27 protein-coding genes and 1 tRNA gene are annotated in these 26,056 nt (G+C 61.0%); 14 read left to right on the top strand and 14 right to left on the bottom strand.

Annotated elements, in window-relative coordinates; all coding sequences use genetic code 11:
* Positions 1 to 53 precede the first annotated feature (53 nt).
* The 3 genes from ACTDI4_RS03550 to ACTDI4_RS03560 all read right to left on the bottom strand — a co-directional run bounded on the left by ACTDI4_RS03550 (position 54) and on the right by ACTDI4_RS03560 (position 2,859).
* On the bottom strand, positions 54 to 1,049 hold the full coding sequence (locus ACTDI4_RS03550; protein WP_442839842.1) for a DUF4424 family protein: 996 nt from the start codon (positions 1,047 to 1,049) through the stop codon (positions 54 to 56).
* A 203-nt stretch (positions 1,050 to 1,252) separates the two neighbouring features.
* Complete coding sequence (locus ACTDI4_RS03555) at positions 1,253 to 2,032, bottom strand: hypothetical protein (RefSeq protein WP_442839843.1); 780 nt, start codon at positions 2,030 to 2,032, stop codon at positions 1,253 to 1,255.
* A 14-nt stretch (positions 2,033 to 2,046) separates the two neighbouring features.
* The gene (locus ACTDI4_RS03560; protein WP_442839844.1) at positions 2,047 to 2,859 is read right to left on the bottom strand and encodes a hypothetical protein; all 813 of its coding nucleotides are present in this window, start codon (positions 2,857 to 2,859) and stop codon (positions 2,047 to 2,049) included.
* Positions 2,860 to 3,013: 154 nt separating this feature from the next.
* Here ACTDI4_RS03560 and ACTDI4_RS03565 point away from each other — a divergent pair, with 154 nt between their 5' ends.
* Positions 3,014 to 4,039, top strand: coding sequence for an AraC family transcriptional regulator (locus ACTDI4_RS03565; protein ID WP_442839845.1), 1,026 nt, complete (start codon positions 3,014 to 3,016; stop codon positions 4,037 to 4,039).
* Positions 4,040 to 4,120: 81 nt separating this feature from the next.
* Here the strand turns inward: ACTDI4_RS03565 and ACTDI4_RS03570 are convergent.
* Positions 4,121 to 5,289 (bottom strand): IS3 family transposase gene (locus ACTDI4_RS03570; protein ID WP_442839846.1). Its coding sequence is split into 2 segments (ribosomal slippage): positions 4,121 to 5,028 and positions 5,028 to 5,289, totalling 1,170 coding nucleotides; the frame shifts between segments, so codons are not numbered across the junction.
* A gap of 393 nt (positions 5,290 to 5,682) precedes the next feature.
* Here ACTDI4_RS03570 and ACTDI4_RS03575 point away from each other — a divergent pair.
* The 6 genes from ACTDI4_RS03575 to ACTDI4_RS03600 all read left to right on the top strand — a co-directional run bounded on the left by ACTDI4_RS03575 (position 5,683) and on the right by ACTDI4_RS03600 (position 10,011).
* Complete coding sequence (locus ACTDI4_RS03575) at positions 5,683 to 6,750, top strand: hypothetical protein (protein WP_442839847.1); 1,068 nt, start codon at positions 5,683 to 5,685, stop codon at positions 6,748 to 6,750.
* 241 nt (positions 6,751 to 6,991) lie between these two features.
* On the top strand, positions 6,992 to 7,270 hold the full coding sequence (locus tag ACTDI4_RS03580; RefSeq protein WP_442839848.1) for a type II toxin-antitoxin system RelE/ParE family toxin: 279 nt from the start codon (positions 6,992 to 6,994) through the stop codon (positions 7,268 to 7,270).
* A gap of 26 nt (positions 7,271 to 7,296) precedes the next feature.
* Positions 7,297 to 7,605: a HigA family addiction module antitoxin gene (locus ACTDI4_RS03585; protein ID WP_442839849.1), complete on the top strand. Its 309-nt coding sequence runs from the start codon at positions 7,297 to 7,299 to the stop codon at positions 7,603 to 7,605.
* Positions 7,606 to 8,198: 593 nt separating this feature from the next.
* On the top strand, positions 8,199 to 9,041 hold the full coding sequence (locus ACTDI4_RS03590) for a hypothetical protein (protein WP_442839850.1): 843 nt from the start codon (positions 8,199 to 8,201) through the stop codon (positions 9,039 to 9,041).
* A gap of 98 nt (positions 9,042 to 9,139) precedes the next feature.
* Positions 9,140 to 9,487, top strand: coding sequence for a DUF3768 domain-containing protein (locus tag ACTDI4_RS03595; protein WP_442839851.1), 348 nt, complete (start codon positions 9,140 to 9,142; stop codon positions 9,485 to 9,487).
* Between the two features lie 2 nt (positions 9,488 to 9,489).
* Positions 9,490 to 10,011: a hypothetical protein gene (locus ACTDI4_RS03600; protein WP_442839852.1), complete on the top strand. Its 522-nt coding sequence runs from the start codon at positions 9,490 to 9,492 to the stop codon at positions 10,009 to 10,011.
* On the opposite strand, the gene ACTDI4_RS03605 is transcribed toward ACTDI4_RS03600, so the two are convergent.
* Positions 9,974 to 10,207 carry a helix-turn-helix domain-containing protein gene (locus ACTDI4_RS03605; protein WP_442839853.1) on the bottom strand — a complete coding sequence of 78 codons (234 nt, stop codon included), beginning with the start codon at positions 10,205 to 10,207 and terminating at the stop codon, positions 9,974 to 9,976. The genes ACTDI4_RS03600 and ACTDI4_RS03605 overlap by 38 nt on opposite strands.
* A 137-nt stretch (positions 10,208 to 10,344) precedes the next feature.
* Entirely contained in the window at positions 10,345 to 10,605 is a 261-nt protein-coding gene (locus tag ACTDI4_RS03610) for a helix-turn-helix domain-containing protein (protein ID WP_442839854.1), read from the bottom strand.
* Between the two features lie 146 nt (positions 10,606 to 10,751).
* Between ACTDI4_RS03610 and ACTDI4_RS03615 the strand changes: the two genes are divergently transcribed.
* Genes ACTDI4_RS03615 through ACTDI4_RS03625 form a run of 3 tightly spaced genes read left to right on the top strand, consistent with a single transcriptional unit; the run spans position 10,752 to position 12,657 of the window.
* The gene (locus ACTDI4_RS03615) at positions 10,752 to 11,381 is read left to right on the top strand and encodes a DUF4339 domain-containing protein (protein WP_442839855.1); all 630 of its coding nucleotides are present in this window, start codon (positions 10,752 to 10,754) and stop codon (positions 11,379 to 11,381) included.
* A gap of 32 nt (positions 11,382 to 11,413) precedes the next feature.
* Positions 11,414 to 11,893 carry a superinfection immunity protein gene (locus ACTDI4_RS03620; RefSeq protein ID WP_442839856.1) on the top strand — a complete coding sequence of 160 codons (480 nt, stop codon included), beginning with the start codon at positions 11,414 to 11,416 and terminating at the stop codon, positions 11,891 to 11,893.
* A 56-nt stretch (positions 11,894 to 11,949) separates the two neighbouring features.
* On the top strand, positions 11,950 to 12,657 hold the full coding sequence (locus ACTDI4_RS03625; RefSeq protein WP_442839857.1) for an NAD-dependent deacylase: 708 nt from the start codon (positions 11,950 to 11,952) through the stop codon (positions 12,655 to 12,657).
* A gap of 353 nt (positions 12,658 to 13,010) precedes the next feature.
* Here the strand turns inward: ACTDI4_RS03625 and ACTDI4_RS03630 are convergent, their stop codons facing one another.
* The 3 genes from ACTDI4_RS03630 to ACTDI4_RS03640 are packed head-to-tail and all read right to left on the bottom strand — an operon-like array spanning position 13,011 to position 15,911.
* Complete coding sequence (locus tag ACTDI4_RS03630) at positions 13,011 to 14,102, bottom strand: SAVED domain-containing protein (protein ID WP_442839858.1); 1,092 nt, start codon at positions 14,100 to 14,102, stop codon at positions 13,011 to 13,013.
* 11 nt (positions 14,103 to 14,113) lie between these two features.
* The gene (locus ACTDI4_RS03635; RefSeq protein WP_442839859.1) at positions 14,114 to 15,664 is read right to left on the bottom strand and encodes a nucleotidyltransferase; all 1,551 of its coding nucleotides are present in this window, start codon (positions 15,662 to 15,664) and stop codon (positions 14,114 to 14,116) included.
* Positions 15,665 to 15,668: 4 nt separating this feature from the next.
* Positions 15,669 to 15,911, bottom strand: a complete 243-nt coding sequence (locus tag ACTDI4_RS03640) for a DUF2188 domain-containing protein (RefSeq protein WP_442839860.1) — start codon at positions 15,909 to 15,911, stop codon at positions 15,669 to 15,671.
* Positions 15,912 to 16,045: 134 nt separating this feature from the next.
* Between ACTDI4_RS03640 and ACTDI4_RS03645 the strand changes: the two genes are divergently transcribed.
* The 3 genes from ACTDI4_RS03645 to istB all read left to right on the top strand — a co-directional run bounded on the left by ACTDI4_RS03645 (position 16,046) and on the right by istB (position 18,868).
* Positions 16,046 to 16,375 (top strand): helix-turn-helix domain-containing protein, encoded by a 330-nt coding sequence (locus ACTDI4_RS03645; RefSeq protein ID WP_442839861.1) that lies wholly within the window; start codon positions 16,046 to 16,048, stop codon positions 16,373 to 16,375.
* 191 nt (positions 16,376 to 16,566) lie between these two features.
* The gene (istA, locus tag ACTDI4_RS03650; protein WP_442843254.1) at positions 16,567 to 18,096 is read left to right on the top strand and encodes an IS21 family transposase; all 1,530 of its coding nucleotides are present in this window, start codon (positions 16,567 to 16,569) and stop codon (positions 18,094 to 18,096) included.
* Positions 18,086 to 18,868: an IS21-like element helper ATPase IstB gene (istB, locus tag ACTDI4_RS03655; protein WP_442839862.1), complete on the top strand. Its 783-nt coding sequence runs from the start codon at positions 18,086 to 18,088 to the stop codon at positions 18,866 to 18,868. Before istA ends, istB begins: the two co-directional genes overlap by 11 nt.
* 67 nt (positions 18,869 to 18,935) lie before the next feature.
* Here the strand turns inward: istB and ACTDI4_RS03660 are convergent, their stop codons facing one another.
* Genes ACTDI4_RS03660 through ACTDI4_RS03670 form a run of 3 tightly spaced genes read right to left on the bottom strand, consistent with a single transcriptional unit; the run spans position 18,936 to position 22,972 of the window.
* Entirely contained in the window at positions 18,936 to 21,815 is a 2,880-nt protein-coding gene (locus tag ACTDI4_RS03660) for an EAL domain-containing protein (protein ID WP_442843255.1), read from the bottom strand.
* Positions 21,799 to 22,341, bottom strand: coding sequence for a hypothetical protein (locus ACTDI4_RS03665; RefSeq protein ID WP_442839863.1), 543 nt, complete (start codon positions 22,339 to 22,341; stop codon positions 21,799 to 21,801). The genes ACTDI4_RS03660 and ACTDI4_RS03665 overlap by 17 nt, the downstream gene beginning before the upstream one ends.
* The gene (locus tag ACTDI4_RS03670) at positions 22,331 to 22,972 is read right to left on the bottom strand and encodes a hypothetical protein (protein ID WP_442839864.1); all 642 of its coding nucleotides are present in this window, start codon (positions 22,970 to 22,972) and stop codon (positions 22,331 to 22,333) included. Before ACTDI4_RS03670 ends, ACTDI4_RS03665 begins: the two co-directional genes overlap by 11 nt.
* A 313-nt stretch (positions 22,973 to 23,285) precedes the next feature.
* Here ACTDI4_RS03670 and ACTDI4_RS03675 point away from each other — a divergent pair, with 313 nt between their 5' ends.
* Positions 23,286 to 24,008, top strand: a complete 723-nt coding sequence (locus ACTDI4_RS03675; protein ID WP_442839865.1) for a hypothetical protein — start codon at positions 23,286 to 23,288, stop codon at positions 24,006 to 24,008.
* Positions 24,009 to 24,145: 137 nt separating this feature from the next.
* Here the strand turns inward: ACTDI4_RS03675 and ACTDI4_RS03680 are convergent, their stop codons facing one another.
* Entirely contained in the window at positions 24,146 to 25,855 is a 1,710-nt protein-coding gene (locus ACTDI4_RS03680; RefSeq protein WP_442839866.1) for a DUF6538 domain-containing protein, read from the bottom strand.
* Positions 25,856 to 25,940: 85 nt separating this feature from the next.
* Positions 25,941 to 26,025, bottom strand: a tRNA-Leu gene (locus ACTDI4_RS03685).
* Positions 26,026 to 26,056: the final 31 nt, after the last annotated feature.

Here is a 26,056-nt window from a genome sequence, read left to right on the forward strand (position 1 = left end):
TGCGGGCTGCAGGGCTGGCGCGGAGAGCAGATGCCGGATCGATCGCTCCATGATCATTCCTGTCCGCCGGCGGCTGCGGCGTCCGGGTCCATGAAGAACAACACGCCGGTCTGACTACCTGGGGTGTAGTTCGTGGCCGTCCACTCGAAGCGCGTCGGCAAGGTCTTCCTTGCTTCGAGCGGGCAGAATGCGACCAGGTCGGTGGGATGTTCCTTGTCGACCACGAGCCGGTACCGCCCGACCGGTCCGCGCCAACCACCCGACGGCGCCAGATGGGTGACGGTGTACATCTCGTACGGATGCTTGCCGGAAAGGAATGCGCGGCGTATGGCGCCGTCGATGCAATAGGCTTGCGTTGCCGAACCGCGGGGCTCGATTTCGGGGAAATCGTCGAGATTGATGTCGCTCCAGTAGTCGAAAAACGGAGAATAGCTGACCTCGACGCGTGTTTCACCTGGCTCAAAAGACAGGCCCCACTCGAAATCGGCCTGATAGGTCCATAGCGCCGAGCCACCGTCGATCAGGCCGCTCGCTTCGAGCTTTGTCTGCTTTTCCGGCGGCAGGTGCCGCCATGTCGGATTACCGTCGGGTCCGGAGAGCAAGGGCACGCCGGTATCGAGCAATTGCCGGGTCACGTCCTTCCCCTCGCTCAGCGCCCGGCCATGGCCGGTAAGCGCCAGCTTCTGCCCGTTCACGCGCACCGAGAGGCGCAGGTAGTTGGCCGGCTGCGCGTCGGCGGCAAGTCCCGCAGCCTCGGAGTTTTCGTCGAGCGCCGCGATGTCGGGGCTGGCATCCACCGGCACCTCGGGCATGGCGAAGCTGAAAAGCACGCTCTGGTGTCTGAAAGATTTGAAGACGTAGGTCAGCCGGACAGAATAGATTGAGATATGGACGTCCTGCCGCTCGACGCTCATGGCTCCCGGCAGCTCGAAAACCGGGCCGGTGGCGGCATAGCCGATGCCGCGGCCCTCGTCTTGGGCAACGGCCGGCGCAGACAGTGCCGGAAGGATGGCCCCGCCGCAGACCGCTGCAAATCCGACGTGCCTCATTGGCTCACCTCCGACTCGGGCCGGCGCGCAAGGCAAAACTCTGAGGTGCGCGTTCGTCCTGCTCCGCCGGGAATTCGCCGCCGCAGGGTTGCGGATGGACCAGACGGCAGGCGACCCTGCAGCACGCTTGCGCATTTTGAGTTCGATCCTGCCGTGGCCGAGATCGGTGACTCAGGAGGCAGGCGAGCCTGATCTTCAAAAACCTAGTCATGGACGACGAACGTGCTGTTTTCGCACAGATTCTGTGTGCCGGCCGGCGTCAGATCGCTGCAGCATTCCTCGTCGTCCTCTTCGGCGAAGCTCACCGACACGTCGAAGGTGCAGGCTTCGCGGCCGCCGGAAATGGTGAATGTCCGGCTTGCGCCCGATTCCAGCGGGTCATAGCCGAAGGCGTCACTGTCGAAGGAATTCACGCCGGCCTCCGACCAGGCGAAGCTCTGTAAGGGCCGCCTCGCCTTGTTCGTCACCATCACGTCGAGGTCGCCGGCCGGCATTGGCGCGTCGCAGGCGGCAAGCATCACCACCGCCGGCTCGGCCGCGCCGTCCATGTCGTAGCGCTGCGTGTGCCCGTCGACGACGATCTCCAGTGTGCCCTTCGCGGCCAGGATGGCCCGCAGCGTATCGTTGAGCGGCAACTCGCCCTTGACGTCCTTTCCGCCGGAATCTTCGTTGGAGATGGCTTTTCCCGAAAACGCGACCTGTCGCCCGCCCGCCGACAGGCGCACGTGCATGGCCGCTCCCTCCTCAGCGCTGCTTTCCTCGTCCTGCACATGGACGTTCACAACGGGCTTGCCGATGGCGCAGGAGAAATGAAGCATCACATAGTCGCTGTCCGGCACGCCGTAGAGAAGCATCGTCGAACGGCCGTCGTCGCTGCCGAACCAGCGCGGCTGTTCTTCCTCCTGCGCGGTCGCCGACAGCAGCGCGACCGGCAAAAGCGCGATCATGGCTGCTGCAAGCAAGGTCCGGTAAACGTGTTGCATATCGGCTCCTGTTCCTATCCGCCGACCGGGCGGAAGAAGGTGATGACCGGCCGGAAGTTCCAGCCTGAATGGCGGATGATTTCGATCATCGGCTGCTTCAGTTCGTTGAGGTCGAACGTGTAGGCATAGCTGAGGTCGAAGGTCGGCTTGCCGTCCCTGAATTGCAGGCCGAAGATCCGCTCGTGCCGGTATTCGTAGAAGGTGATGCCCAGCGACATGTTCCAGTTGAGGCTGAGCAAATCCGGGCCGCGCCCCGCCGACCAGTCGAACGAGGCATATCTGTCCTGCGCCCGGACGGTGCGCGCGCCTTCGTCGAAGCGAAGCACCAGCCGGTAGCCTTTTTTCATGCCGTGGATGCGCATCAGGTCGAGCCATTTGGCGTCGGCATAGCGCCAGTCGACGACGATCTCGTTTGGGCGGTTGCCGTGCTTTATCGTATAGGGAACGTCCTGTTCGTTGATGGAAAGCAGTCGCTGCATCAGAGCCTCGGCCGCCACAGGCTCGACACCGGGAATGGCCGGCACCTGGGCGGCCCACGAGGCGACCCGCCCGAAGATGAAGAACTGCAAGCCGGCCCAGACGAAGATGCCGTAGAAGGCGACTTTCTTGACCGTCTCGCCGAACGTATCGGCCGGAAACGAGGGCGGCCCGTCGATCAATCCATATTTCGCCTGGACCGCCGCCACGACGATCATCGGGACCGCAAAGGCGACACCGAAGAAATAGAGAAAGAACAGCAGCACCCGGCCGGCCTTTCCCGGGCGAGGCGGCAGGCTGGTCGAAGCTTCATCATCAGCGCTGGCGGCGGCGCCTCCCGGCATGCTCATTCGGATCTTGTCCCTCCACGCCCCTAATCGATTCCCATAATGCCGCCCCCGCAACCCCTCGTCATGGACCGGAGGGAACCGGATGCGGACGAAACGGAACAAAATTGACGTTCGGGCGGCGCTGTTGCATCGTCGCAAAAGGGGGAAAGCGTGCATGGAGAACCTGGACGAACCGGCCCCGGCGCCATCCTCGCCGCTGTTCCTTTCGACGAGTGCGCTGCCTGCGCGTGATCGACTCCCGGTCTGGCGCGAGGTGTTCGGGCAGACCATGGTGCGGCTCGATATCGAGCCGGTGAAGGACACCTCCTTTCACGCCGAAGGCGAACTGCGCGTGCTGCCGGGCGCTGCCCTCGCCTCGGTGACGGCCACTCCTGTCAGGGTATCGCGCACGCAAAAGCTCATCGCCGGCGACGAAGCGGACATGGTCTTCGTCGTCACCGCCGACGTACCGCTCCATGTCGCCCAGAACGGCCGCGAGCATGTGCTCGACGCCGGCGACGCCATCTTCCTGAGGGGCGGCGAGCGCAGCGTCATCCGGTCCGGCGACAGGGCGAAGTTCACCAATATATCGGTCCCGACCGACGATCTGGTGCCGCTGCTCGCGGGTGGCCGGGACTTTTCTATGACCGTGGTGAGCCGGCAAAGCGATGTGCTCGACCTGCTCCTCGGCTATGTACGGCTGCTGCAGGCTCGGCCGCAGCCGTTCTCGGACGAACTCGGCCGGCTCGCCGCCGGCCATATCCGCGACCTGATGGCGGCGATGGTCGGATTCGAACCGGATCGCGGTCCGCCCGGCGGCGAGCGCGGAGGCGTGCGCGCGGCGCGGCTGCGGGCCATCAAGGCCGATATCGGTAGGCATCTTTGCGAACCGGCCCTTTCCATCGACCTGATCGCCATGCGCCACGGCATCTCGGCGCGCTATGTCCGCAAGCTGTTCCAGGAGGAACAGACGACCTTTTCCGATTTCGTCCTGTTCCTGCGGCTGGAGCGGTCGCGGCAATTGCTGCGCAACCCGGTGCGGACGATCTTTACCATCGCATCGGTCGCGCATGCCTGCGGCTTCAACGACCTGTCTTACTTCAACCGCACGTTTCGCCGCAGATATGGCATCACGCCCACGGATTTTCGCAATGGAGCCCAGGCTGTTCCGGCGCCTGCGATGACAGGAAGATCGGTGTGATACTTTTGGGATGCCGAGATTGGCGGTGGTGTGTCACCGGCACGATCTGGCCTGACCCCATAAGGTGGTCCGGTTTCAGTCTTAGTGCATGATCGGCTTTTCGGCTATTGCCTGGGCAGATGGTGGTGCCGATCCGCGCGGCGGCGCAGGCCAGATAATAGCCTCCGGTGCCGGGGGTCTATATCCAAGCGATGAGTGCGGCCGCTCAGTGTTGTAGTAGCGTCTCCATGCCTCGATGATGACCTTTGCCTCAGCGAGGCTGTAGAATATCTCCCCGTTGAGCAGTTCGTCACGCAGCTTCGAGTTGAAGCTCTCGCAATAGCCGTTCTCCCATGGGCTACCCGGCTCGATGAACGCGGTCTTTGCGCCGACGGCCACGATCCACTCTCGCACCGCCTTGGCAATGAACTCCGGGCCGTTGTCAGAACGAACATAGCCGGGCACACCCCGCAGGATGAACAGGTCCGACAGGGCGTCGATGACGTCGGTCGAGTTGAGCTTGCGATCGATGCGGATCGCCAGGCACTCCCGGGTGAACTCGTCGATGATATTGAGCATGCGGAACTTCCTGCCATTGTGGATCCGGCCCTCGACGAAGTCATAGGACCAGACATGATTTGGGTGCTCGGGCCGAAGCCGGATGCACGATCCGTCAGTCAGCCAGAGCCTGCCTTTCTTCGGTTGTTTCTGGGGAACCTTCAGCCCCTCCCGTCGCCAGATGCGCTCGACGCGTTTGGCATTCACCGTCCAGCCCTCGGACCGCAGCATCGCCGTGATCCGGCGATAGCCATAGCGGCCGTAGCGCGAGGCCAGTCGGACGATGTCGGCGATCAACGCCTCTTCATCAGGCCGGCCATGTGGCTTTTTGCGATGGGTCGAACGGTGCTGGCCGAGAACCTTGCAGGCAAAGCGTTCCGAGACGGACAGCTTCGCCACGACATGATCGACACAGCGCCGACGGCGGGCGGGGCTCAGAAGTTTCCCGCTGCAGCCTCTTTCAGGATCAGCTTTTCCAGCGTCAGATCCGACACCGCCTTGCGCAGCCGGTCGTTCTCTTTCTCGAGCTCTTTCAGGCGCTTCACCTGGTCGCCCTTCAGGCCACCAAACTCCTTGCGCCAGCGGTAATACGTAAACTGCGTCACGCCGATTGTACGAACCGCTTCTCCGACCGAGCGGCCTTGTGACAACAGAATATCGACCTGGCGTAGCTTTGCGACGATCTCTTCGGGCTTGTGCTTCTTCTGGGGCATTCCAACGTCCTCTCTCAGGCTCAATAGCCTACTTCAAAGAGGACCACTTTTCAGGGGGCAGACCAGATCCATGATGACGGCGCACCAGCCGAAAAAGCATTGTGACACACCCTTTGTAACACAGTGTGGTGAGCGCAACGCTTTGGAAAGGCTTAACTTCTTGATCCCGTTGGTAGTCGGGATGGGAATGGTGCCCAGAAGAGGACTGGGCAGATAGCGCAGAAAAGACAATGAAAACAGTGGGCTTTGCTACCGTTAGCACGTCGGTGTGTATCACCATTGTGTTGCAAAATCCATAGCGGCACATCAGCGGAGTTCTGAGAATTCGACAGGAAAGCGTGCGAGATCCGGCCAGTCGGGAGAGCACTTGACGCTGCCTATTTCGGCCCTGGTATGCCGCTTACCGGTGCGATTTGCACGTTGCGGGCGATGGCGGCGGTGGACGAGGAGGGGCTGGACTGGGCGCTGGCGGTGATCGAACCGGCACTGGTGCTGGGCGATCGCGGCTTCCTCTTGGAGATGCGGACGCGGCTGGCGGCCGAGGGCGTAGCGGCGGCGGTGCTGGATCGGGATTCCGCCGCCATCTATGACTGGCTGCTGCACGCCATGCAGCATCAGGGCATTTCCGATGCCGCGGCGGAAGCTTTTGTCCACACCAACGCCCCCGTCGGCTGGGCTGGGATTTCCGACACACTGCCTATTCGGGGTCGTCCCGCCTGTCCGAGGCTGAAGAGCTATTGGCATTTCGACGGTTGCGGCTATCGCAAGACGGCCCGCACATGCGCCGAACCTGCCCTGCTGGAGGCCTGTCCGCTGCCACGGCAGCCCTTGCGCAACGGACGGCTGAGCCAAGGCGCCTACAGCCTGTTGCTGTTCATCCGCGACGTCTGCGACGGCGACATCGTCGGCTGGATCGATGCGCGGCTGGAACAGGCAGACCACCGGCTCGCGGATCCTCAGCATCGAGCCGCGGTCATGCGCCAAGCCGTCCTGGAGCCGATGCGCAATATTCACGGCGTCTCGGACAAGGTGCTGGCGATGGCGCTGTCGACATTGCTGATCGGAACCGCCAACGGCCGGGAGCGCTGGCTGACCACCGGCATCGGCATGATCGTCATCGACACGCTGGTGCACAATTTCTTGCACCGCACCGGCATCCTGCAGCGGCTGAAGGCCAACCATCCCTATGGCCCCGGCTGTTACGGAGCGGGCGGCTGCGCCGACATCGTCGCGGCGTTGGCGGACAGGATCGACGCGCGGCGGTTCAATCCGGGCTTCCCGGCCTGCTTTCCGCGTTTCGTCCAGCATGCGCTTTGGCGCTTCTGCGCCCAAGGCGAGTTCGACATCTGCAATGGCAACCGCATCGACGATCGCCAGCCCTGCCGCAGCACCTGCTGTCCGGCGGCAGGCCTATGCTGCCGGATCGCTTTGCACGGCGCTGCCAAGCCGCCCCGACAATGATCCGGCAACAGTCCCGGCGAAGCCAAAGCAAGGCCCGAAACGGGGCTTTGCCAAAGTGCCGACAGCTCCTATGGTCTGGACATGCGGGAGGGGGCCCCGAATTTGGGGACGCCGCGCGACCGGTGCTTGCCCTACCTGACGTGCTTTCAGCGCAGCCAACGGCGCCGAGCTTCCGCGCTTCCCGTCAGTTATTGACTTACATTTAGCTTGACTTGGTGTCAGCAATTCGCTTACATGAGCGATGATCAAGTCGTTCAAGAACAAGGCGCTGGCAGACCTCTTCGCAACCGGGAAATCTGCTAAGATCGACGCCAAAATTCACAAGCGCATTCTCGTCCGGCTCGACCGCCTGGAAGCCGCCGAGCGTCCGGAAGACATGAACCTTCCCGGTTTCGACTTTCACGCTTTGAGCGGCTTCAACCCGACGCGCTACACCGTTCACGTCAACGGTCCGTGGTGCACCACATTCGAGTTCGATGGCACAGACGCCGCCCGTGTCGATTTCGAGCAATATCACTAGAGGCGGCGACTGGAGAAGGTCCTTATATGAGCGAGCACAGGCCGAAGCGTCCGATCGCGCGCTGCCCGTCCCACCCCGGCGCGCTGCTTGAGGATATCATCCCGGCAACTGGAAAGACCAAGGTGGAAATTGCGGGACTGCTCGGCATTTCGCGCCAGCAGCTCTACGACATCCTGCGCGAGAAGAAGCCGGTTTCTCCTACCATTGCGGCCAAACTGGGCAAGCTGTTCGGTGATGGTCCTGGTGTGTGGCTCCGCATGCAGGCTGCCTATGACGCATGGCATGCCGAACGCGAGGTCGATGTTTCGGCCATCCCGACACTGGACGCGGCGTAAGCCGTTCGCACCGACGATCTCGTCACTGTTCGGCCCGGTCGGACTATCCAGGACAATCACGGCATCGGGCCTGAGCCTGTCGATGCATTGCATGTTGCGCCGATGGTCATCAAGATCGGTCGCGTCAGGGAACCGGGCATTTGCTCCTTGGCCCTGCCGTGTGCAGATCGAGATGTTGCGCTCAAGCGCCGCCACGTCGAGGTCTTGAACCTTCCCACCAAGGGCCAAGGCGCGGGGTCGGTGCCGGTTCATCTCGCCGTCGATGATCATCACCCCCGTGGGACCATCTTGCGAGGCGCTAAAACACCCGCAAACCGGGCCTGCCCGGCCGGGCGCGGGGCATGGGCGGCTTGATGTCTTTGCAGGCGGAAGTTGCCGGGCAAAAGCCCGCCACCTTGACAAGAGGTATTTATTCCTATATACTTGCCCTGTTTGCTGCCGATCGGCAGCGCGCAACGGGCGAGGTCGCATGAGCCGGTTTTCAGCCATTTTCGTCAGTGGGCAGGGCCATGCCGGATAGACGCCGCCAGCATCCGAACGATCAACCTGAGGGAGCCGATTTGGCTCCCTCTTCTTTTATGGGGAAGCAAATCATGAGCCCTTCCGTCGCTGCCGCCGTGACGCCTTCGGCACTGCCGCCCGGCAAGCCGCTGGCCACGCCAGCCAGCCAGACAATCTCCAAGCCGATTTCCAAGCTAGTGGCAAAACTGCCCGCCGCGTGTCTGATCGTGTTCGGCCTCGACGCCAACGGTCGGCCGCATGCCTCGTGGTTTGGCGACGAAGATGTGGCGCTGGCCCGCAAGGCGGCGGCGATGATGGGCATGGTCGCGGTCGCGGCGACCAGCGAGGCGCTGCGGCGGCTGGCTGCACAACTACCCGCCGGGCGGGTGTTCGCCAGCGGGCGGGCTTTCGTGCCCTTCGTCAAGGGCGGGCTGTACAGCGAGCTTGTGGCACAGTTGCCCGCCGGGGCTGGGGCTGCCGCCGAGGGTGCCGAGGCTGGTGCAAGGGCCGCCAAGGCCGCCGGGGTTCACGCAACGCCCGCCACCGCCCCGCACAAGCCCGCTGGGCGCGATCGGGGCGCAGGGGCTGCCCCGCCAGCCGAAACCGCCGCCAGCGCACAGGGCGGCCCGGCTGAGTCGAACAGCGGCAGCGCCGCCCAAACCAAGCCTGAACCGGCCAACCCTGTCGGCACGACCACCGCCGCAAGCCCGGCCGACCCGGCCCGGCAAAGCGGCTGGGCGGTGATCACGGCGGGCGACCTCGTGCTGGCCAAGGAAGAGGGCGAGGCCGAGGGCTGGTATGAGGCCCGCGTGGTGGAACTGCGGGGCGAGTTGTTCACGCTGACATGGCGCGATTGGCCCGAACTCGGCCGGATCGTGCGGCGGGCCGAGCACATCGCCCGGCTGCACCCCGCCTATGTCGCCGCGTCCCATTGACCGGCTGCTGCTTCGGGCACGGGCAGAGCTGAGCCCGGGCCCCCCGCTTCTTGCTGCTACGCATTCCCAACCCCGCAATCGTTTTGGAGTGTTCAGGCATGGTCACCACCACCGCCCCCAGCGGATCGACCGAGCGCATTCGCCAGCTCAACGACCGTCTGCGCCGCACCGGTTCCGGCGGCCGCATTGTGCTCACCGCAGGCGTGGCGACCCGCCAGCAGGCCGTGATCGCCGCCATCGTCGCGGCCGTCGCCCGCTTCGATGCCTTCACCCCAGACAACGATCCGCATGGCGAGCATGACTGCGCCATGGTCGAGGTCGGCCATGACAGCATCCTGTGGAAGATCGACTGTTACGATCCGAGCCTGAGCTTTGCCTCGGCCGACCCGGCCGATCCCGCCGTCACCCGCCGCGTGCTCACCATCATGCTGGCCGAGGAGTATTGAGCATGGCCGGTCTTCCTGCCGCCCCCACGCGTCGCAGCGTGCTTGCCACCCTGCCGAACGTTGTGCTGGCGCCGCTCGCTGCTGGCAGAATACCGAGGGAGACGCCGGTCGAGGCCCGGGCGACGATTTCCGCTGCTGAACCCATCGCCGAGGAAGCCGTCCATATCGGCGCCGCCGAGAACGTCTCGCAGGCCCTAATCGACTCGATCTGCGATCACTGTGTCGCCTATGCGGATCTGCGCCGCCTCTCGCAGGAGACCGACGCGGTCGTCCTCGGCCGCGAACCGACATCGAAGGAATGGCGGCGGCTGGACATGGCCAGCGACCGCGAGCGCCATCTGCTGATGCGCCTGTGCGCCCGTCCGGCCAGCACCGACGCCGAACGCCACGCCAAGGCCCGCTACCTGCTTGCCCTCTTCGACGGCGACGAGCCATCAAGCGAACATGTCATGGCGATCCTGCAAGCGATGCTGGAGCCTGCGGCGCCTATTCGTCCGGGCTTTCGTTCGGGTCGGTCGGCATGACCAGTTCGACATGGCTGACGCCAAGGGCGCGCGCAATGTCGGCCAGCGTCTCCACGGTCGGGTTGCGGGTGCCGCGCTCCAGCCCGCTGATATATTGCTGGCTCAGATTCGCCCGTTCGGCCACGGCCTCCTGGGTGAGGCCGCTTGCCGCGCGCAGGCGCGCAAAATTCCGCCCGACGAGCTTGCGCATGTTCATGCGCCGACCATTCGGGAATTTGGGCGTTGAGTTTATCAACTATAGTATGTAATCCACGTCAACCAACAGCAACGTCACGCAAAGAGGCAAGAATGATCAGCACGGACGCGACAGGCAGGGCAGCCGAGTCCGTTCAGCTAGCGCGCCTTCGGCTTGCGGCCCGGCCGCAGCGCAGGCGGCTTGTGATCGGCAGGCTCCGCAAACAGGGCCGCGACCGGCACCTGCAGGATGGCGGCAAGCGCTTCCAGCCGCGCGATGGTGACGTTTTCGGAGCCGCGCTCGATGCGGCCGACATAGGCGCGATCGATGCCCGCATCGAGGGCGAGCCGCTCCTGGGAGTAGCCGCGTTCGACCCGCAGGCGCCGCAGATTGAGGCCGAGGATGGTTTTGGCGTCCATGGGTCGTACAAGCCAGACATGCGGCTTGACAATCGACGGACCGGTGATCCCATATTAACCGGGGATCGTTGGGCTGGACCACCGGGGATCGGCTCGATGCGGGCCATTGATCCGGTGCTTTCAACATCAGAGTGAGGGGGATAAGCATGACAGACTGGTACTATGAAGAGAGCGGCGCCCAGCGCGGGCCGGTGTCGGAAGCCGACCTGCGGGTGATGCTCGGCAACGGGCTGCTGGCACACGACACACGTGTGTGGACGGCCAAGTTCGGTACACGCTGGCTGCCCGCCTCACAAACCGAACTTCACGCCGCAGGCGGGCCGCCGCCGCTAACCGGCGGTGCAGGCGCGCCGCCGCCGCTCGGCGCCGCTCGGTATACGCCGCCTGTTCAAGCGGGGGCTTACAGTGCGGCAAGCGCCACTGTCGCCTACAAGCCGACCTACGCGAACCTGCTCGCTCTTGTCCTTATGATTGTCATGGCGATGGAGATTATCGCACTCGCTGTTGGCGTCAGCCCTTACAGCCGGGCGTTCCAGAGAGGGGGGACATTCTGGACGGCCGCCCTATCATTTCTGTTTGCCTACAAGGACGCGAACCGAATTAAGGCTGCCGGTCTCAATCGCGAGAACCGAACGTTGGTGCCGTTCCTGTTGCTCACCCAGATCGGTTATTTCCTGCGCCGCAAATCGATCGCCGGATTGCCGCTTACTCCGCTCTGGCTATGGATCGGCTCGGTCGTGGTGTATGTGATCTTCTACGGTGTAATCTACGGATGATTTCCCGGGCTCTTGCGTCGGTCGGCTTGTCATTGCTGGTCAGCCTCGCCGTGCTCACGCCAGCGGCCGCGCAGGACGACGACGTCGTGGCCACCGTCCTCGGCTTCCTGTTGGTGCTGGTGATCCTCGGGGTGGTTTATTTCCTGCCGACGATCATCGCCTTCCACCGCCAGCACCCCAACCGCTGGGTGATCCTGATCCTCAACGTGGTGTTGGGCGGCACGATTATCGTCTGGCTCGGCTGCCTCGTGTGGGCCTTCAAGGCCGTTCACCTCACTGACGATCCCAGCGGCAGCCATGGCGGCGAATCGGGCTTGAACATCGTTGCCAACGACGTGAAGCGGGTTCGCCTCGAAGCCTTGCCGCCGCCGTTGCCGCCACCGCCGGACAACACCGATCTCATTGGCCGCCTCGAACGGCTCAAGCGCCTGCTCGACGACGGCGCCATCGATGCTGCGCAGTTCCGTCGCATGCGCAACAAGATCATCGGAGAGGAGGGAGAAGGCGCGTAGGACCAGACGTCAGCCGCGGTAAGTTCCAGACTGAGCAGAGAATGAAAGGGCGTCAAATGAGCAACCGCGCGAAACGAATATTCGTTCTCACCGGCGCCGGTGTCTCCGCCGAAAGCGGGCTTGGCACGTTTCGTGACCGGGACGGCCTGTGGGCGCGCTACGATCCGATGAAGCTGGCAACGCCTGCCGCGTTTGCCCGCACCCCTCGGGAAGTCCATGCCTTCTACAATGCCCGGCGCGCAGCCCTGCTTCGGGCCGAGCCCAACGCCGCCCATCAGGCGCTGGCTCGGCTGGAGGCTGGATTGGCGGACAGGGGCGGCGAACTCTTCCTCTGCACCCAAAATATCGATGACCTGCACGAGCGCGCGGGCTCCCGGCAGATTGTGCATATGCACGGTGAGTTGCTGAAGGCGCGCTGCACTGCCTGCAAGACGGTGAACGTCTGGCGCGACGATCTCAACGTGACGGATTCTTGTCCCGCCTGCCAGCGCACAGGAACGCTGCGGCCGCACGTCGTCTGGTTCGGTGAGACGCCGTTCCACCTGAAAGCAATCAATGCTGCGCTTCTGGGTTCCGATTTGTTCGTCGCCATCGGCACGTCTGGCGCCGTCTATCCCGCCGCGGGCTTGGTCGAGGATGCCAACCGAGCTGGCATCCGCACCTGCGAGATCAACCTCGAACCCTCGGCCAACGCCCATAGCTTCGATGAAGCCCGCTATGGACCGGCCAGCGAAGCGGTGCCGAACTGGGTTGCCGCCGTGTGAAGCGGATTACGCCACGGATGGCGCAGTGATCATCGGGACTGCTAATCGCGTCATGACACCTGGTTCCCGATGCGATGGTGGCTTCCCTGATCTTGTAGGAATCGCCTTATCGGGGGCCATTCCCCATCAGTCCAGTTTCGGCAGAATTCGCGATATGCTGCCCCCCGTCATCGATCGCATCTCAGTCGCTCGTCGCCCGAAACTTCACATTCGTTTGGCTTCCTCAAGGACGGAAGAGCGGCCGCAAGGAGACTGGCCGGTTACGGACATCGAGGTTAACAAAGCAGACTCGCGTACCTCGCGCTCATTCATGAATGAGCGCCGATCATCTCCCAAGCCAATGGGGATCAATATCAGATGATCTCGGGTTTGAGACGTCCGCTGATGGGCATGAGAACACCCCATGGGTAAGGCGGGCTGGCTTCCCTTTGGTACTGATACACGATCAATTCGGGAAGGTTGCGCTTGTCGTACAGACATCCGAATCGGAAAACGACGCTGTTCTGGGCTGCCAGGAAAAGATGGATGCGACGGATGCCCAGGTTACCTAAGCGGATCGCCGTTTCGAGAAACTGCTGACCCAGCGCTCGCTGCTTGTCTTCTGACCAATGGCTGTCCGGAAGACCACCGTCCAAGGACAAAGACATCTGTGCAATGCCTTCGAGCTTCTTCCCGATGCCGACCGCATCAACCTGATACGACACGGAAACAAGCAGAGCGACTTCTTCAGCGCCAGCCGAGATCTTATCGATTCCATCAATGACAAAACGCTTTTGGTCGTCGGGCGCATCCAATGGACGCCATTTTTGCTGATGGCGGTCCCAATCGAAGATGATTGTCGAGGCCTCGTCATCGATCAGCACCCCCGTCAGAAACGTCAATGGCACGGGCGCCAAACCGCCATAGATGCGCTGCAGGTCGCTGCGATCCAGACCTGCTTCGCGCCTTGCCAGATCGACGGGAAGGGAAACGAGTTTGTCGACGGCTGCTTGTGGGCTCACTATTTGGCCGTCGACCACGCCTTGGCGCAGATCAAGAATCACGGGATCGCGATGCCCTTCGACATTCTTCGGCACGGCGTCGGCAAGCGCCTTGCCAACGCCGTCACGGAGACCGCGTGCTTCGACGACAATGACCTTCTTGCGAGATAGTCGGCGCTGTTCCGCGCGGTAGCGAACGATCTCCCAAATCAACCCCATGAGGATAAGCAGTCCGCCGAGGAGAGCCACGCCACCAACCACAAGACCAGGCGTTCCTTCAACGGTATTGACGTTGAACGCGAGCCTGCCGCCCTGGAGAGGAATCGAAATATCGAGCGCCCAGCTAACACTTAGCGCTATAGTCAGGCATGAGAGCCCGATGCGCATCACTTGGAGTGCTGGCGATCGGCGTCGAAAGATCCAATCGATAAAAGTTCTTATTGCGTGTCGTAGAAGTTCGGACATCCCCCGCGGCCTCACTGGATATTCACGATGAACTGGCCGCTCTTTGCCGCGAGAAGACCGTTTTTGACGATGAAACACTCGATGCTGTGGGTGCCCGAATAGCTGGTCGATTCGTCCCGCGTCAGCTTTCCAACCGACACGATCCCCTCATCGAAACCGCCGCGAAGCCCGTTTGCATTCGCGGCCTCTCGCCCGGTGTTCACCACCTGCCAGTAGACTTTGTACGGCTTGGGCACGTTCGTTTCCGCCTCGAAACGCAAGCTGCAATGCTTTGGCAGAGGGCCTCCGTCACTGACGAATTCCTCGGGCCGGAAGCCATTGCGTTGCATCGTCGCGCGCTCAATATCGACGGACCCCTGTTCGAGGATATTCCACGGGGCCGCTTGCTTGTGCGACGGATTCAGGACCCGTCCGACAGCACGGGCACCTCCCACGATACGGCCGAGAAGCCCGTTTGCATTCCCTCCAGCGCGTCGGGCATTCGCCGCTTCCATCAATTGCCTGCCAAGGCGAGGCTCGAGTGCGGCCATGGCTGCGTCCCTCGTGGCAGCGATCGCCGCGTTGGTGAAGTCAGCTTGAGCCTGATTCAGCCACTCATAGAACGCCCCCCGGCGTTCGGGATGGCTCTGCCACCGATCAGCGAAATTCTCGGCCGGGTCGGTCGGGTTTTCGATCCAGGCGACGCCGTTCCGATACTCGATGAAATTCGCCATGCCCCGGAGAATGCTGAAGAGAGCAGCCGAGATCGTGGGTTCTTGCTGATAGGCACGCGCCGACAACGTCGTCAGAATGATCGAAATGGGCTTTTCATCGCCCCTGCCAACAAACATTCGGTCGCGATGATGCTTGAGGATCTGGATCGCACTCTGGAGCGGCGTGCGCACTCTATATTCCGGAATATCCTCGACACTGGCACGGGCCTCGAGAGCGAGCGCGCGGCGGCGCGCCTCGAAGATCACGGCCATCCGCGAGCGAAACCAGTTGCAGAAACCTTTGGGATTGCTGTGCGGCCAATCATCCGCAATCTCACGATACGCATAATGGTCTTGGTCGGTGATCGCGATCGCCGTTTCGGACCATTGGGTCGAGTAGCCACGATTCTCAAGAAGAAGCCGTTGACGCGGGCCGTCCGGGATGGCCGGTAAGGTATCGAGGTGGAATTGGGCACCATCGGCATAGGCCAACGTCCAGCATCGCTGCCCCTCCGTCGGGCGCTGCATCTTATGAGCATCCGCGTAAGCGACAATTTCCTTGCCGAGCGCAGCTTTCAACTGCACTTGGCTGAGATGAGATTTTGACACCGAAAGCTCGCACACGAGATCGATGTCGTAATCCTCATCCTCGGCGAAAGGCCGGATTGCCGTGCCGAGGCGAAACGATCCTTGAACGTAGACCTGGGGGGCGGCGAACCTCAGGCTGGAGGCCTCACGATGGAGCCAATCCCCTACCGACTTGTAGCTACGCTCTGCCGCCTCATATCGAGAAGGTGGAACCTGCAAGGACTCCGCCAGATCTTCGAGCAGTTCCTCGGCTTGCTTCGACATGAGAACGGGCGCGTTCATTTGGTCAGCCTTTGATGTTGCGGGGATCGTTGCCGTGCGAGTCCGATTGCCCGATCCGGCCATCCCGATTGTGGATTTTCAGCTCGGTATCGGCATTGCGGCTGATCTGGCGTCCACGATCGACCGCATCCTGCTTAGTGTCGAAGTGGCCACTCGATCGGCTGCTACCACCGCGGCGGATATCCCACCCGCCCCCAGAATTGGGGACAATATGATGCGTCCCACTTACATTCTTTCCTCTGGTCATTGCACGCTCCTCGTCTCGCAAAACAGGGAATCGAAGTTCGCGATTGCGAACTTGGCGAAAGATGGGGTTGCGTGTGGCGTCTGTCAAGCATAGGAAGTGACGTGATAGCGAACTTTATCCCGCAAAGGAGGCGAATGATGTCAACCCCCTTAGGCGAACGGGTGCGGGAAGCTCGACTGGCAAAAGGACTCACGCTTGAAGCGCTTGCCGAAAAGGTCGAGTCCAGCAAGAGTTACATATGGCAGATCGAGAACAAGGACGTTGCCCGACCGTCTGCCGAAAAGCTTCAGCAAATAGCGAAAGCCTTGGATACAACAGTTGAATACTTGCTCGCGGTGGAAGCGGTAACCCAGCAGGACGCCGCCGATACGGCGTTCTTTCGGAAGTATCAGCGCATGAAACCACGAAGCAAGGAGCGCCTGCGTGAGATGCTGAAGATTCTCGATGACGATGAGGACGATTGATGCATCTATCGAAGCGGCCCAAAAAGGCAGCGAACGGCTTCTCCGTCCTGCTGCGAACGGTTCTTGGTGAAGACCGCTTGTTGATTTCCGCTGAGAGCTGACCCGGGATTGAGGGATTTTTCCATTGAGAAGTGACCCATGTTTGAACCCACCCCTGCTGGTTGATTGCAGGGGACTTTGGAGTGATAGACATGGCGTTACTGAGCGTTATCCGACGCTGGCATCTGCGAGATGGACATTCGATCCGGGAGATTGCACGGCGCACGGGACTGTCGCGGAATACGATCCGCAAATACCTGCGATCAGGTGAGGTCGAGCCCCGCTTCAAGGCGCCGGAGCGGCCGAGCAAGCTTGATGCCTATGCCGAGCGGCTGTCTGCCTGGCTGAGGACGGAAGCAAACAGGCCGCGCAAGCAGAAGCGCACGATCAAGCAGTTGCACGCCGATCTGATGAGCCTCGGCTATGAGGGCTCATATGGTCGTGTCGCCGCCTTTGCGCGGACCTGGAAGGAAGAGCGCCAGCGTCAGATGCAAACGAGCGGGCGCGGCACCTTCGTGCCGCTGGCGTTCGAGCCCGGGGAGGCCTTCCAGTTCGACTGGTCGGAAGACTGGGCGGTCATCGGCGGCGAGCGCACCAAACTTCAGGTGGCGCACTTCAAGCTCAGCTACAGCCGTGCCTTCATCGTGCGGGCCTATCCGCTGCAAACGCACGAGATGCTGTTCGACGCCCACAACCACGCCTTCCGGGTTCTGGGCGGCGTTCCCCGGCGCGGGATCTACGACAACATGCGCACGGCGGTCGACAGGATCGGCCGCGGCAAGGAGCGGCAGGTCAATGCCCGCTTCTCGGCCATGGCCAGCCATTATCTGTTCGAGACCGAGTTCTGCAATCCGGCTTCGGGCTGGGAGAAGGGACAGGTCGAGAAGAACGTCCAGGATGCGCGCCACCGGTTATGGCAGCCAATGCCGCGCTTTCCCTCGCTGGAGGCCTTGAACGACTGGCTGGAACAGCGGTGTCGGGCGCTGTGGCAACAGATTCCCCATGGCCTTAGGCCGGGAACGATCGAAGACATCCGGGCCGAGGAAGCGCGGTTCCTGATGCCGATGCCACGCCTCTTCGATGGCTTCGTCGAATACACCAAGCGGGTCTCTCCGACCTGCCTCGTCCATTTGGAGCGCAACCGCTACAGCGTGCCGGCGTCCTTTGCCAACCGGCCGGTTAGTCTCCGGGTCTATCCGGAGCGGATTGTGGTTGCCGCGGAGGGGCAGATCGTGTGCGAGCACCGCCGCATCATCGAGCGTTCGCATGACGGCCCCGGTCGCACCGTTTACGACTGGCGTCACTATCTGGCGGTCATCCAGCGCAAGCCCGGTGCTCTGCGCAACGGCGCTCCCTTTACTGAACTCCCCGAAGCCTTCAAACGGCTGCAGCAGCACCTGCTCAGGAAGCCCGGCGGCGACCGCGAGATGGTCGAGATCCTGTCGCTTGTCCTGCAACATGACGAGCAGGTCGTGCTGACGGCAGTGGAGATGGCCCTGCAGGCTGGCGTGCCGACCAAGGTCCATATCCTTAATCTCCTGCATCGGCTGGTCGACGGCAAGCCGATCACGGCACCCGTCGTGGATGCGCCGCAGGCGCTGAGCCTGGTCAAGGAGCCACAGGCCAATGTCGAGCGCTACGATGCGCTGCGCCAGGTTCGGGAGGTGCGTCATGCGTCATGATCCCGCCAGCGGCGCCATCGTCATCATGCTCCGGAGCCTCAAGATGCACGGCATGGCGCAGGCCGTCGCCGAGTTCACCGAGCAGGCTTCTCCCGCCTTCGAGGCCGCCATCCCGATCCTGTCGCAGCTGCTGAAGGCCGAGATGGCCGAGCGAGAGGTCAGATCCGTGGCCTATCAGCTCAAGAGTGCACGCTTCCCGGTCTATCGCGACCTGGCAGGCTTCGACTTCGCCAGCAGCGAGATCAATGAAGCCCTCGTGCGTCAGCTCCATCGATGCGAGTTCATGGGCGATGCCAACAATGTCGTGCTTGTCGGCGGCCCTGGCACCGGAAAGACCCACGTCGCCACCGCCCTTGGCGTGCAGGCGGTCGAGCATCACCGCAAGCGTGTGCGCTTCTTCTCCACCGTCGAGCTTGTCAACACGCTCGAGCAGGAGAAGGCCCAAGGCAAGGCCGGCCAGATCGCCAACCGGCTCGCCCATTCCGATCTCGTCATCCTCGATGAACTCGGATATCTGCCCTTCAGCGCGTCAGGCGGGGCGCTGTTGTTCCATCTACTGAGCACGCTCTACGAGCGCACCAGCGTCGTCATCACCACCAACCTCAGCTTCAGCGAATGGGCGACCGTCTTCGGTGATGCCAAGATGACGACGGCGCTGCTCGATCGCCTCACCCATCATTGCCACATCTTGGAAACCGGAAACGACAGCTTCCGCTTCAAGAACAGCTCAGCACAGGCCGCAACGAGCAAGAAGGAGAAAGCCGCCCCTTGACCAAAACCTAAGACCCAAACCATACATGAAGGCGGGTCACTTCTCGGCGAAAATCCCGGGTCAGCTCTCAGCGGAAATCAACATCGAGGCTTCGCCCGAGTTGAATCATCGCCTTCACGATGGCTGCGTTGCCAGCATCACCCGCCAGTCTATCGACGAACGAGCGATCAATCTTGATTTCATTGACTGGGAAATACTGCAAATGGGTCAGGGAAGCGTAGCCGGTACCAAAATCGTCGAGCGAGATTCCGACTCCAGTTTCTTGCAACCTAACCAGCGCATCCCTGATATCCCCAGACAATTCCTCGATCAAAACCCGCTCCGTGATCTCGAGCTTGAGCGAGTCGCTTGCCAGGCGTGCTTGCTGGAGATCGGCAAGAAGGTGGTCGGCAAAATCGGGCCGGGTCAGATGCTCCGCGGAAAGGTTGAGCGCAACATGGCCGACGACTGTTCCGTTTGCCCGCCACGCTTTCAGATCCTGGATGACCAGCGACATCATCCTTTCCCCAAGCTCGCTGCCAACATGGGGGTGGTCAAGCGCAGCCAGAATACGCGCAGGCGGGAGAATTCCTTCTTCCGGGTGCGAAATTCGGATCAGCGCTTCGAGGCCGACAATCCTATCATCCAGCAAGGAAATTTTGGGTTGGTAATAAGGTATGATCCAACCGAATCGCAGCGCCTCGCGTGCCAGTTCGATTTGGTCGATTTTTTGCCGATTTCGGATGCCGATCTCAGGCGTAAATAACTTGACGGCGCGTTGCTTTGTTTTCCTCAGCGAATAGAGAGCCAAGCTTGCCTTCTTGAACAGTTCGTCGGCACTGTCCCCCGGGGTCGAGACCGCGCCGCCAACGCTTGCATGGCAATTTCGTGCTCTTACGCTCCGCTTGAGGTAGGTGTCGAGCGACGCCATCAACTGCATGGCTCGCGCCTGCACCTCTCGCTCATCGTCGACCGCCTTCAGGATAACTCCGAACTCGTCCCCGCCCAATCGCGCCGCGAATTCGGTCGGCATCATCAGTTTTCGCAGGTGACGAGAGAATAGGCGCAACACGGCATCTCCCGCCGCACGGCCAAAGCGGCTGTTCACTTGCTTGAAGTCGTCCATGTCGAGCACGAGCAACCCGACAACTCCCTGGTTCTGACCGCGCGAGCGCAATGCCTGCTGCAGTTCCTCGTCGAAGTGTCGGCGGTTTGGCAGTCCCGTCAGGTCGTCGACATATGCTGCGCGCCGAAGGGCATCTTCCGCGAGACGATGTTCATGAACGTCCTCAAGCGTCCCGTACCAACGAACGATGTTGCCCTGCTCGTCGCGTCTTGGTGCCGCCCGCGCTCTGACCCATCGATAGCTACCGTCCCGAAGGCGCATGCGGTATTGAAAATCCTCAATGCCGCCACTGGAGAGACATTCATGCCACTGAGCCAGAGTTGCCTCAACATCTTCAGGATGAATCGACCTTCCCCACCCGCTCCCAAGCCCCTCCTGTTGCGTCAGCCCGGTCAGGGCAGTCCAACGAGAAGAAACAGAAAGGACGTTGCCGTCCGGATCGGCGGTCCACGGTATTTGCGGATTGAGCTCGACCGAATGGCGGTAGTGCTCCTCGCTTTCTGACAGCGCGCTTGCGGTATGACTGTGCTCAAGCGCGAAGGATGCGATATGTGTAATGCCCTCCATCTGGCTTGTTTCATCCGATGTCGGCGACCGCTTTTCAGCAAAATAAAATGCGAAAGTGGCCAAGACCACTCCAGTTGATGAAAAAACGGGCCGAGACCAGCACGCGCGCAGACCATTGGAATGCGCCAGCTCTCGCCAGTCCAACCACAAAGGGTCTGTCGCGATGTCCGACACAATGACATCGCGCCGCTCGGATGCGGCCGTACCGCAGGAGCCTACACCAGTTCCAATGCCGATACCCGCCAGCGCTTCTGTCATAATTGGAGGAAGTGTTGGCGCGACACCTCCAGTGAATACTCCTTCCTCTGCATCGACGAGCAGGATCGAACACTTCGCGCCTGGAAGTATGTTCTCCGCATAGATACACAGCGCCGCCAGGATGTCATGGATCGCTGCGCCTGATGCGACCATCTCCAGAATGCGCACCTGGGCGTCAGCCTTCTCCCGGGATATGGCTTGATTATGGATTTCGACGGCGCACCCGATCCAAAACCCAGGCGCGGAAGGAATTGGGCATGCCCGAACCATGTGCCAAAAATAAACATCGTCATATCGGCGATATTGAACCGCCATCTCGAAATTCGAGAAACCGGGTCGCGGCGTGTCCAGCAATTTTCTTATTTTATCGGCGTCATCTGGGTGAAGGGCATCGAGCCAGCCGTGGCGCAACGATGCATCGATCGTAAACCCTGTAAAACCACACCAGCTCTTGTTCGCGTAAGTTACGTTCCCACGGTGATCGGCAACCCAGACGAAACCAGGAGCGGCATCCGTCAAGATCTTGAAAAGGTCGCCGACAGGCAATCCCAGCGTTTCGGCCAGATTTTGGTATTCCATGAAGAGCTCGTAATCGTTCGGGAGCGGCGCACCAGATCGGTCATTAACACATGATCGAACTGAGAGTTCATGACCCGCGAAAATCGGGCAATACGCGATTAATTTAGCAATGACAAATTTATCAATGCAGGTTCTTAGTAGTTCCCAGAGTTGCAGCGAGAGCATGGCGTTGCGATCCTTGCGTCCCTCCTGTTCGACCCGGATCAGCATGTGTGCGCTGTCGATATCGTCGACCTTGAGGTGCGCGACCTCCGATACGCACAGACCCGCGCCATAGGCGACACCGAGCGCGGCCTTGTACTTAATGGCAGGTGCTGCTTCGAGCAGGGCCGCGCTGCGCCCTCCACGCTCACCACCTCTGGCAGCTTGCGTGGTTAGCGCATGATCACCAGCACACGTGCCAGATTCCGCCGCTTCAGCGTCACCAGGAACAGGAATCGAAACGCCGAGCCCATGCCGTTGATGGTCGTAGGCACGACGCCGTTCTCATGTTGATACAACTGAAAACAGTGGATGTCCTCGGGCGTCGCAGTATCGGGAGAGCGTCGGAGCAAGGCCGGGAAGCATACTTCTTCGCCGTTTTCGGTTTCGCTCGGATGGTCAGGCTGCGTACCGATGCGAAGTCGCGCTTGTTGGCCGCCATCGCAAGCATGATCTCGAACACTTCGATCGTGCTCCGGTACTCGGTCAGGTCCTGGACGAATCCGGCGAATTCCTTCTGGCATTGCTCGCCCCACCGCTTGTCGCGGATTGCGTTCTCGAAAATGACAGTGCGGGCCCATAAATGGCCGTGAGGCAATTCCTGGACGCCGATCATATTGCGCAGTTTCACGAGGTCCTTCGCCGTGGGCGCGGCATTCATGGTGCGCTCCAGGAGCGTTGCGAATAGGACGTCTTCCGGGTTGGACGTGGTTGCCTCGGAAAAGACGATCGAAAAAATCTTGTTGTCGGACTCAATTGGCATCAGTTCGGCGCAGCGCGAAATCGAACATACGCCTCTGGGCGGCATCACGGGGTGTTTCGATTTTGCCCAGCCGCGAAAATTCCGAGTGACTTTTCGGCAAGATGATGGCGTCGCCGACACCGATACGCCGCCGCTCGATGGATTTCAGCGCATAACGTGCGGTCTTTTTAACATTTTCTTCAGCTACCGTGCTGGCGTGGATGCGGTTGATTGGGCCGTCCTTTGGTGCGTAGCGCAACTGATTCTCATGATGGTGCAATTCAAACGACATCCCAAGCCGCGTGTTCGGCGGGGTCAAGCACATGGCGTGGAGGTGCAGGCCATCATTGATGGCGATGTTGACGAGATGGTCACGCTTCATCTTGTGATCGCCCTTCCACACCGGCCAGTCGTGGGACGTGACCCAAAATGGCAAATCCTGCATTCTGACCGAGCGCGGTCTCCGAAACATCGCCTTCACTGCCTTGCGGTAGCAGTCGAAAATTGCCTCCTCCATCATGAGCTTCTTCACGTGCTGGGATTCAGGCAGCGGGTTAAACATAATGCTCAGGAACGTGACCTCGAAACCGCGGTCCAGGTATGACTGCATCCAGTTCACATGTTCCTGCATGTATTCGTTGATGGTGGGCATCTTCACTGTCCTTCCAGGGGATTGCTGACCTACGAGGTTGTTGACCGGCTGCTACTTGGTTTCGACGCTTGTGATGTTCTCAGCCACTAAAGTCGCCCCCAAGCCACAGTCCGAACGTATGCTGGTTCTACTCGAACCATCATCACGCGCGTCTGAGGGCGGGTTTCGGAAGGGGCTGTTCCCGTCGACCGAAATGGGCCGCCATATGGAATTGGCATTGCGCCACAGGCCCTTTACCGGCGCTTCCGCCAAAAAATCGGCGTCTTGAAATTGTCCGGGAAACGGATCAATACTTTCGGGGAAACCGACAAAAATGGAGGAATTGATGCCCGGGAAACCGACAACATTGCTGGATCAGATGTCTGGAAAAGTGCCAGCTGGCCCGCAGCGCAAATCCATGGGTGCCCGTGTCGAGCGGCCCACTGCGGAAATGAAGGAAAGCGCGGCGGCAATCGGCACCAGAAAGCCAAAGCAGTCCATTCGGCTAACAAAGACGGAGGCGCTGACCAGAAAGCCGAGCCGGGAGGAATATCTTGGCCTCATTGCGGAGGCCTATGCGGGGGCGATTCTACGCTGGGATGAGCTGGGAGCCGGGACAAAGGCCCCAAACAAGCGCGCTGGCGACGCGATCAATGCCGAATTGGAGAACCGGATCAGCTACGGCGACAGACGGAACAAGAGCCGCGATAAGCAAGCCATCGTATATCTCTGGTCCGAAAAGATACTGCCAGGAGACGTGGATGCGCTCAGCCGTAATGCGGGCCATGGTTTGGACACCTGGGCAAGAGCGGGAGCCGTTCAACGGCCTTTCATAAAGGATCTCGGCAAATCTCCCATACCCACCCCGAGCGTGACGGGACATATTATTGAAATTCGTCCTCAACTCGGTGGCAGAGGGCAGCAGTGGATTATTCGTCACGCGCCTTGGGTGGACGATTTGATCCGAGAACTGACACGACGGACGAGAAAGCACCCGACGCTTGTTTCCAAGTTGGATGATCAGTCCAGGCCATCGGCTCACCGTCAAAGCCAATGAATTCGCAGCCCTGAGCCGTTTTCTCCGACGAGAAAAATCGAAACGACCGACCACTATTGCGCACTGTGCATCCTCTAACGACGTCACCGTCTCCTCGCTTGGCGCGCGGCGCATAAACGGGGCCAGGTGGTTCCTGCCTATTCAAGCGATTTCGGCGGCTCCTGTAGGTCAAAACTTGGGAATTTTGCTATTTCGACAGCAATCGTTTTTATCGTCACGTCGCCGTACGAGTCCGACACGGAACGAGGCGCGTGACCTTGGATGGCATCCAATACGCGCGTTGGTATGCCCGCTTCCATGCCGATCGTCTTGAAGCGGTGCCGCCACCCATGATTGGGCGCGACATTCGGGTCCGATACTATTTTGCGGGAAAATTCCGCCAGCCTGTTCTTTAACCCCTGGAGCGGCCCGCGAACACTGCCATCATCAGCGGGTGAGAGAAAAAGATAGCCATCGGCTGCTGCCGCTGCAAACTCGGGGAAGCCGAGTTCGATCAGCTGCGCGTGGAGCACCGCTTCTCGTGCTTCGTTTGTTTTCACCGTGCCCGCCTCGGGTGTGATGCGTATGATCCAATGGCCATTTTGCTGAAATACGTCCTGCTTTCTCAGCTGTGCCAGTTCACCCACCCGTGCCCCCGTGAAAGCACACAGCCACGGTATCCAGCGCTTGGCTGCGAATGTCTTGGGTGCCTCCGACCCACGCCTGTGCTTCATCGCCGCAATGAGAATGGCTTTCGCTTCCCCCTCGGTGAAGCCCTTCGAGCGCAGTTTCGCCTTCTTAGCGAGGCGAATTGATACGCCCGACGCCGGATTGCTGGCGACTTTGCCGTTCGTCTCTGCCCAGCCAAAAACGACGCGAAGCGCGGTTAGGTCGGTGTCCTTCACCGTCTTTGCTGAAACCTGTTTGCCAGTCCGGCGCGAGGGTGCGCTCAACCGGTGATCCTTGAAGCTGATCACCTCTTGGCGTCCGATACGACCGACATCGTCGTGACCCAGAAAGGCCCGGAAGTTTGCGAAGGTGTTTCGGTAGCTTTCATAGGTACTTGGTTTTCGCCCGGTCGCCTTGGCTTCCAGCCACCAGTCTTCCACGAGGCCGACAAGAGAGACGCTATTGCCCCCACGGCGCGACAGGGCGGGTATGCCCACGGCCGGGGAGATGGCGCTGTGCGCGGCACCAGTCGCCACATGCTGATTCCGCACCGGCATGCCCGTGGCTGAAGGTGTGGCACTGTCGCGCGCCAATTCGCCGAGCCCAGCCGGAGCTCCTCCAGGCTCGTATATACCCCGTTCTTCGCGTGCCAGAACCACACAGGCACGCTGAATTGCATCGCTCACCGCCCGGGCGGTCTTCAAGAGGCTCCATTCATCGTCGTCGAAGTTGTTTTCCTTGAGAAGGTCGCTGGCTAGCTCCATGCAGCCGCTGCGCATGGAGCGCCAAAAAACGTTGTCCACCGGCATTGTTCCCGGTTCACCCGGACGGGCTGGCGTTTCGGCCCGTGGATATTTAGCGCCCCACATTCCGCAGTAGATTTCCGTGTGCCACCAGAGCTGCTCACTCGGGTTGTCACGGAATTTTTCGAGCCAATCCTTTTCGATCGCTTTCGCGAGGAAGTGCGCCTCACGATCCGTAATGGTTCGCTTGTGCTCGCCGATCGAGGCCCATTGCGACGTCAGGTCAGCGAGAGCGTCGGCGAATTTCCGCTTGGCCTCTTCAGGGTCGCGGGTCTCCAGGCTCTTGGTGACTATGCTGCGACCGATTATCGCAGCCACTTTCGTCGGCACCCGTTTTCGCAGCCAGTAAATTCCGGTCTTCGGATGCTTCCAAGGACGGCTCATCGCTAGCACCATGTGCGTCACCCGTGTGTATCACCGGGTAGCTTTAAGCCATTATTTTCATTGAATTCTATGCAGCGTCAACACGTTAGTGTTGGATTGGTGCCCAGAAGAGGACTCGAACCTCCACGCCTCGCGGCACACGGACCTGAACCGTGCGCGTCTACCAATTCCGCCATCTGGGCTGGTGCGGGCTCATGTAAGCGGGCCGGCCGC

Origin of the sequence: Mesorhizobium sp. PUT5, assembly GCF_052216645.1 — a bacterium.
In the GTDB taxonomy this organism is placed as follows: Bacteria; Pseudomonadota; Alphaproteobacteria; order Rhizobiales; family Rhizobiaceae; genus Mesorhizobium.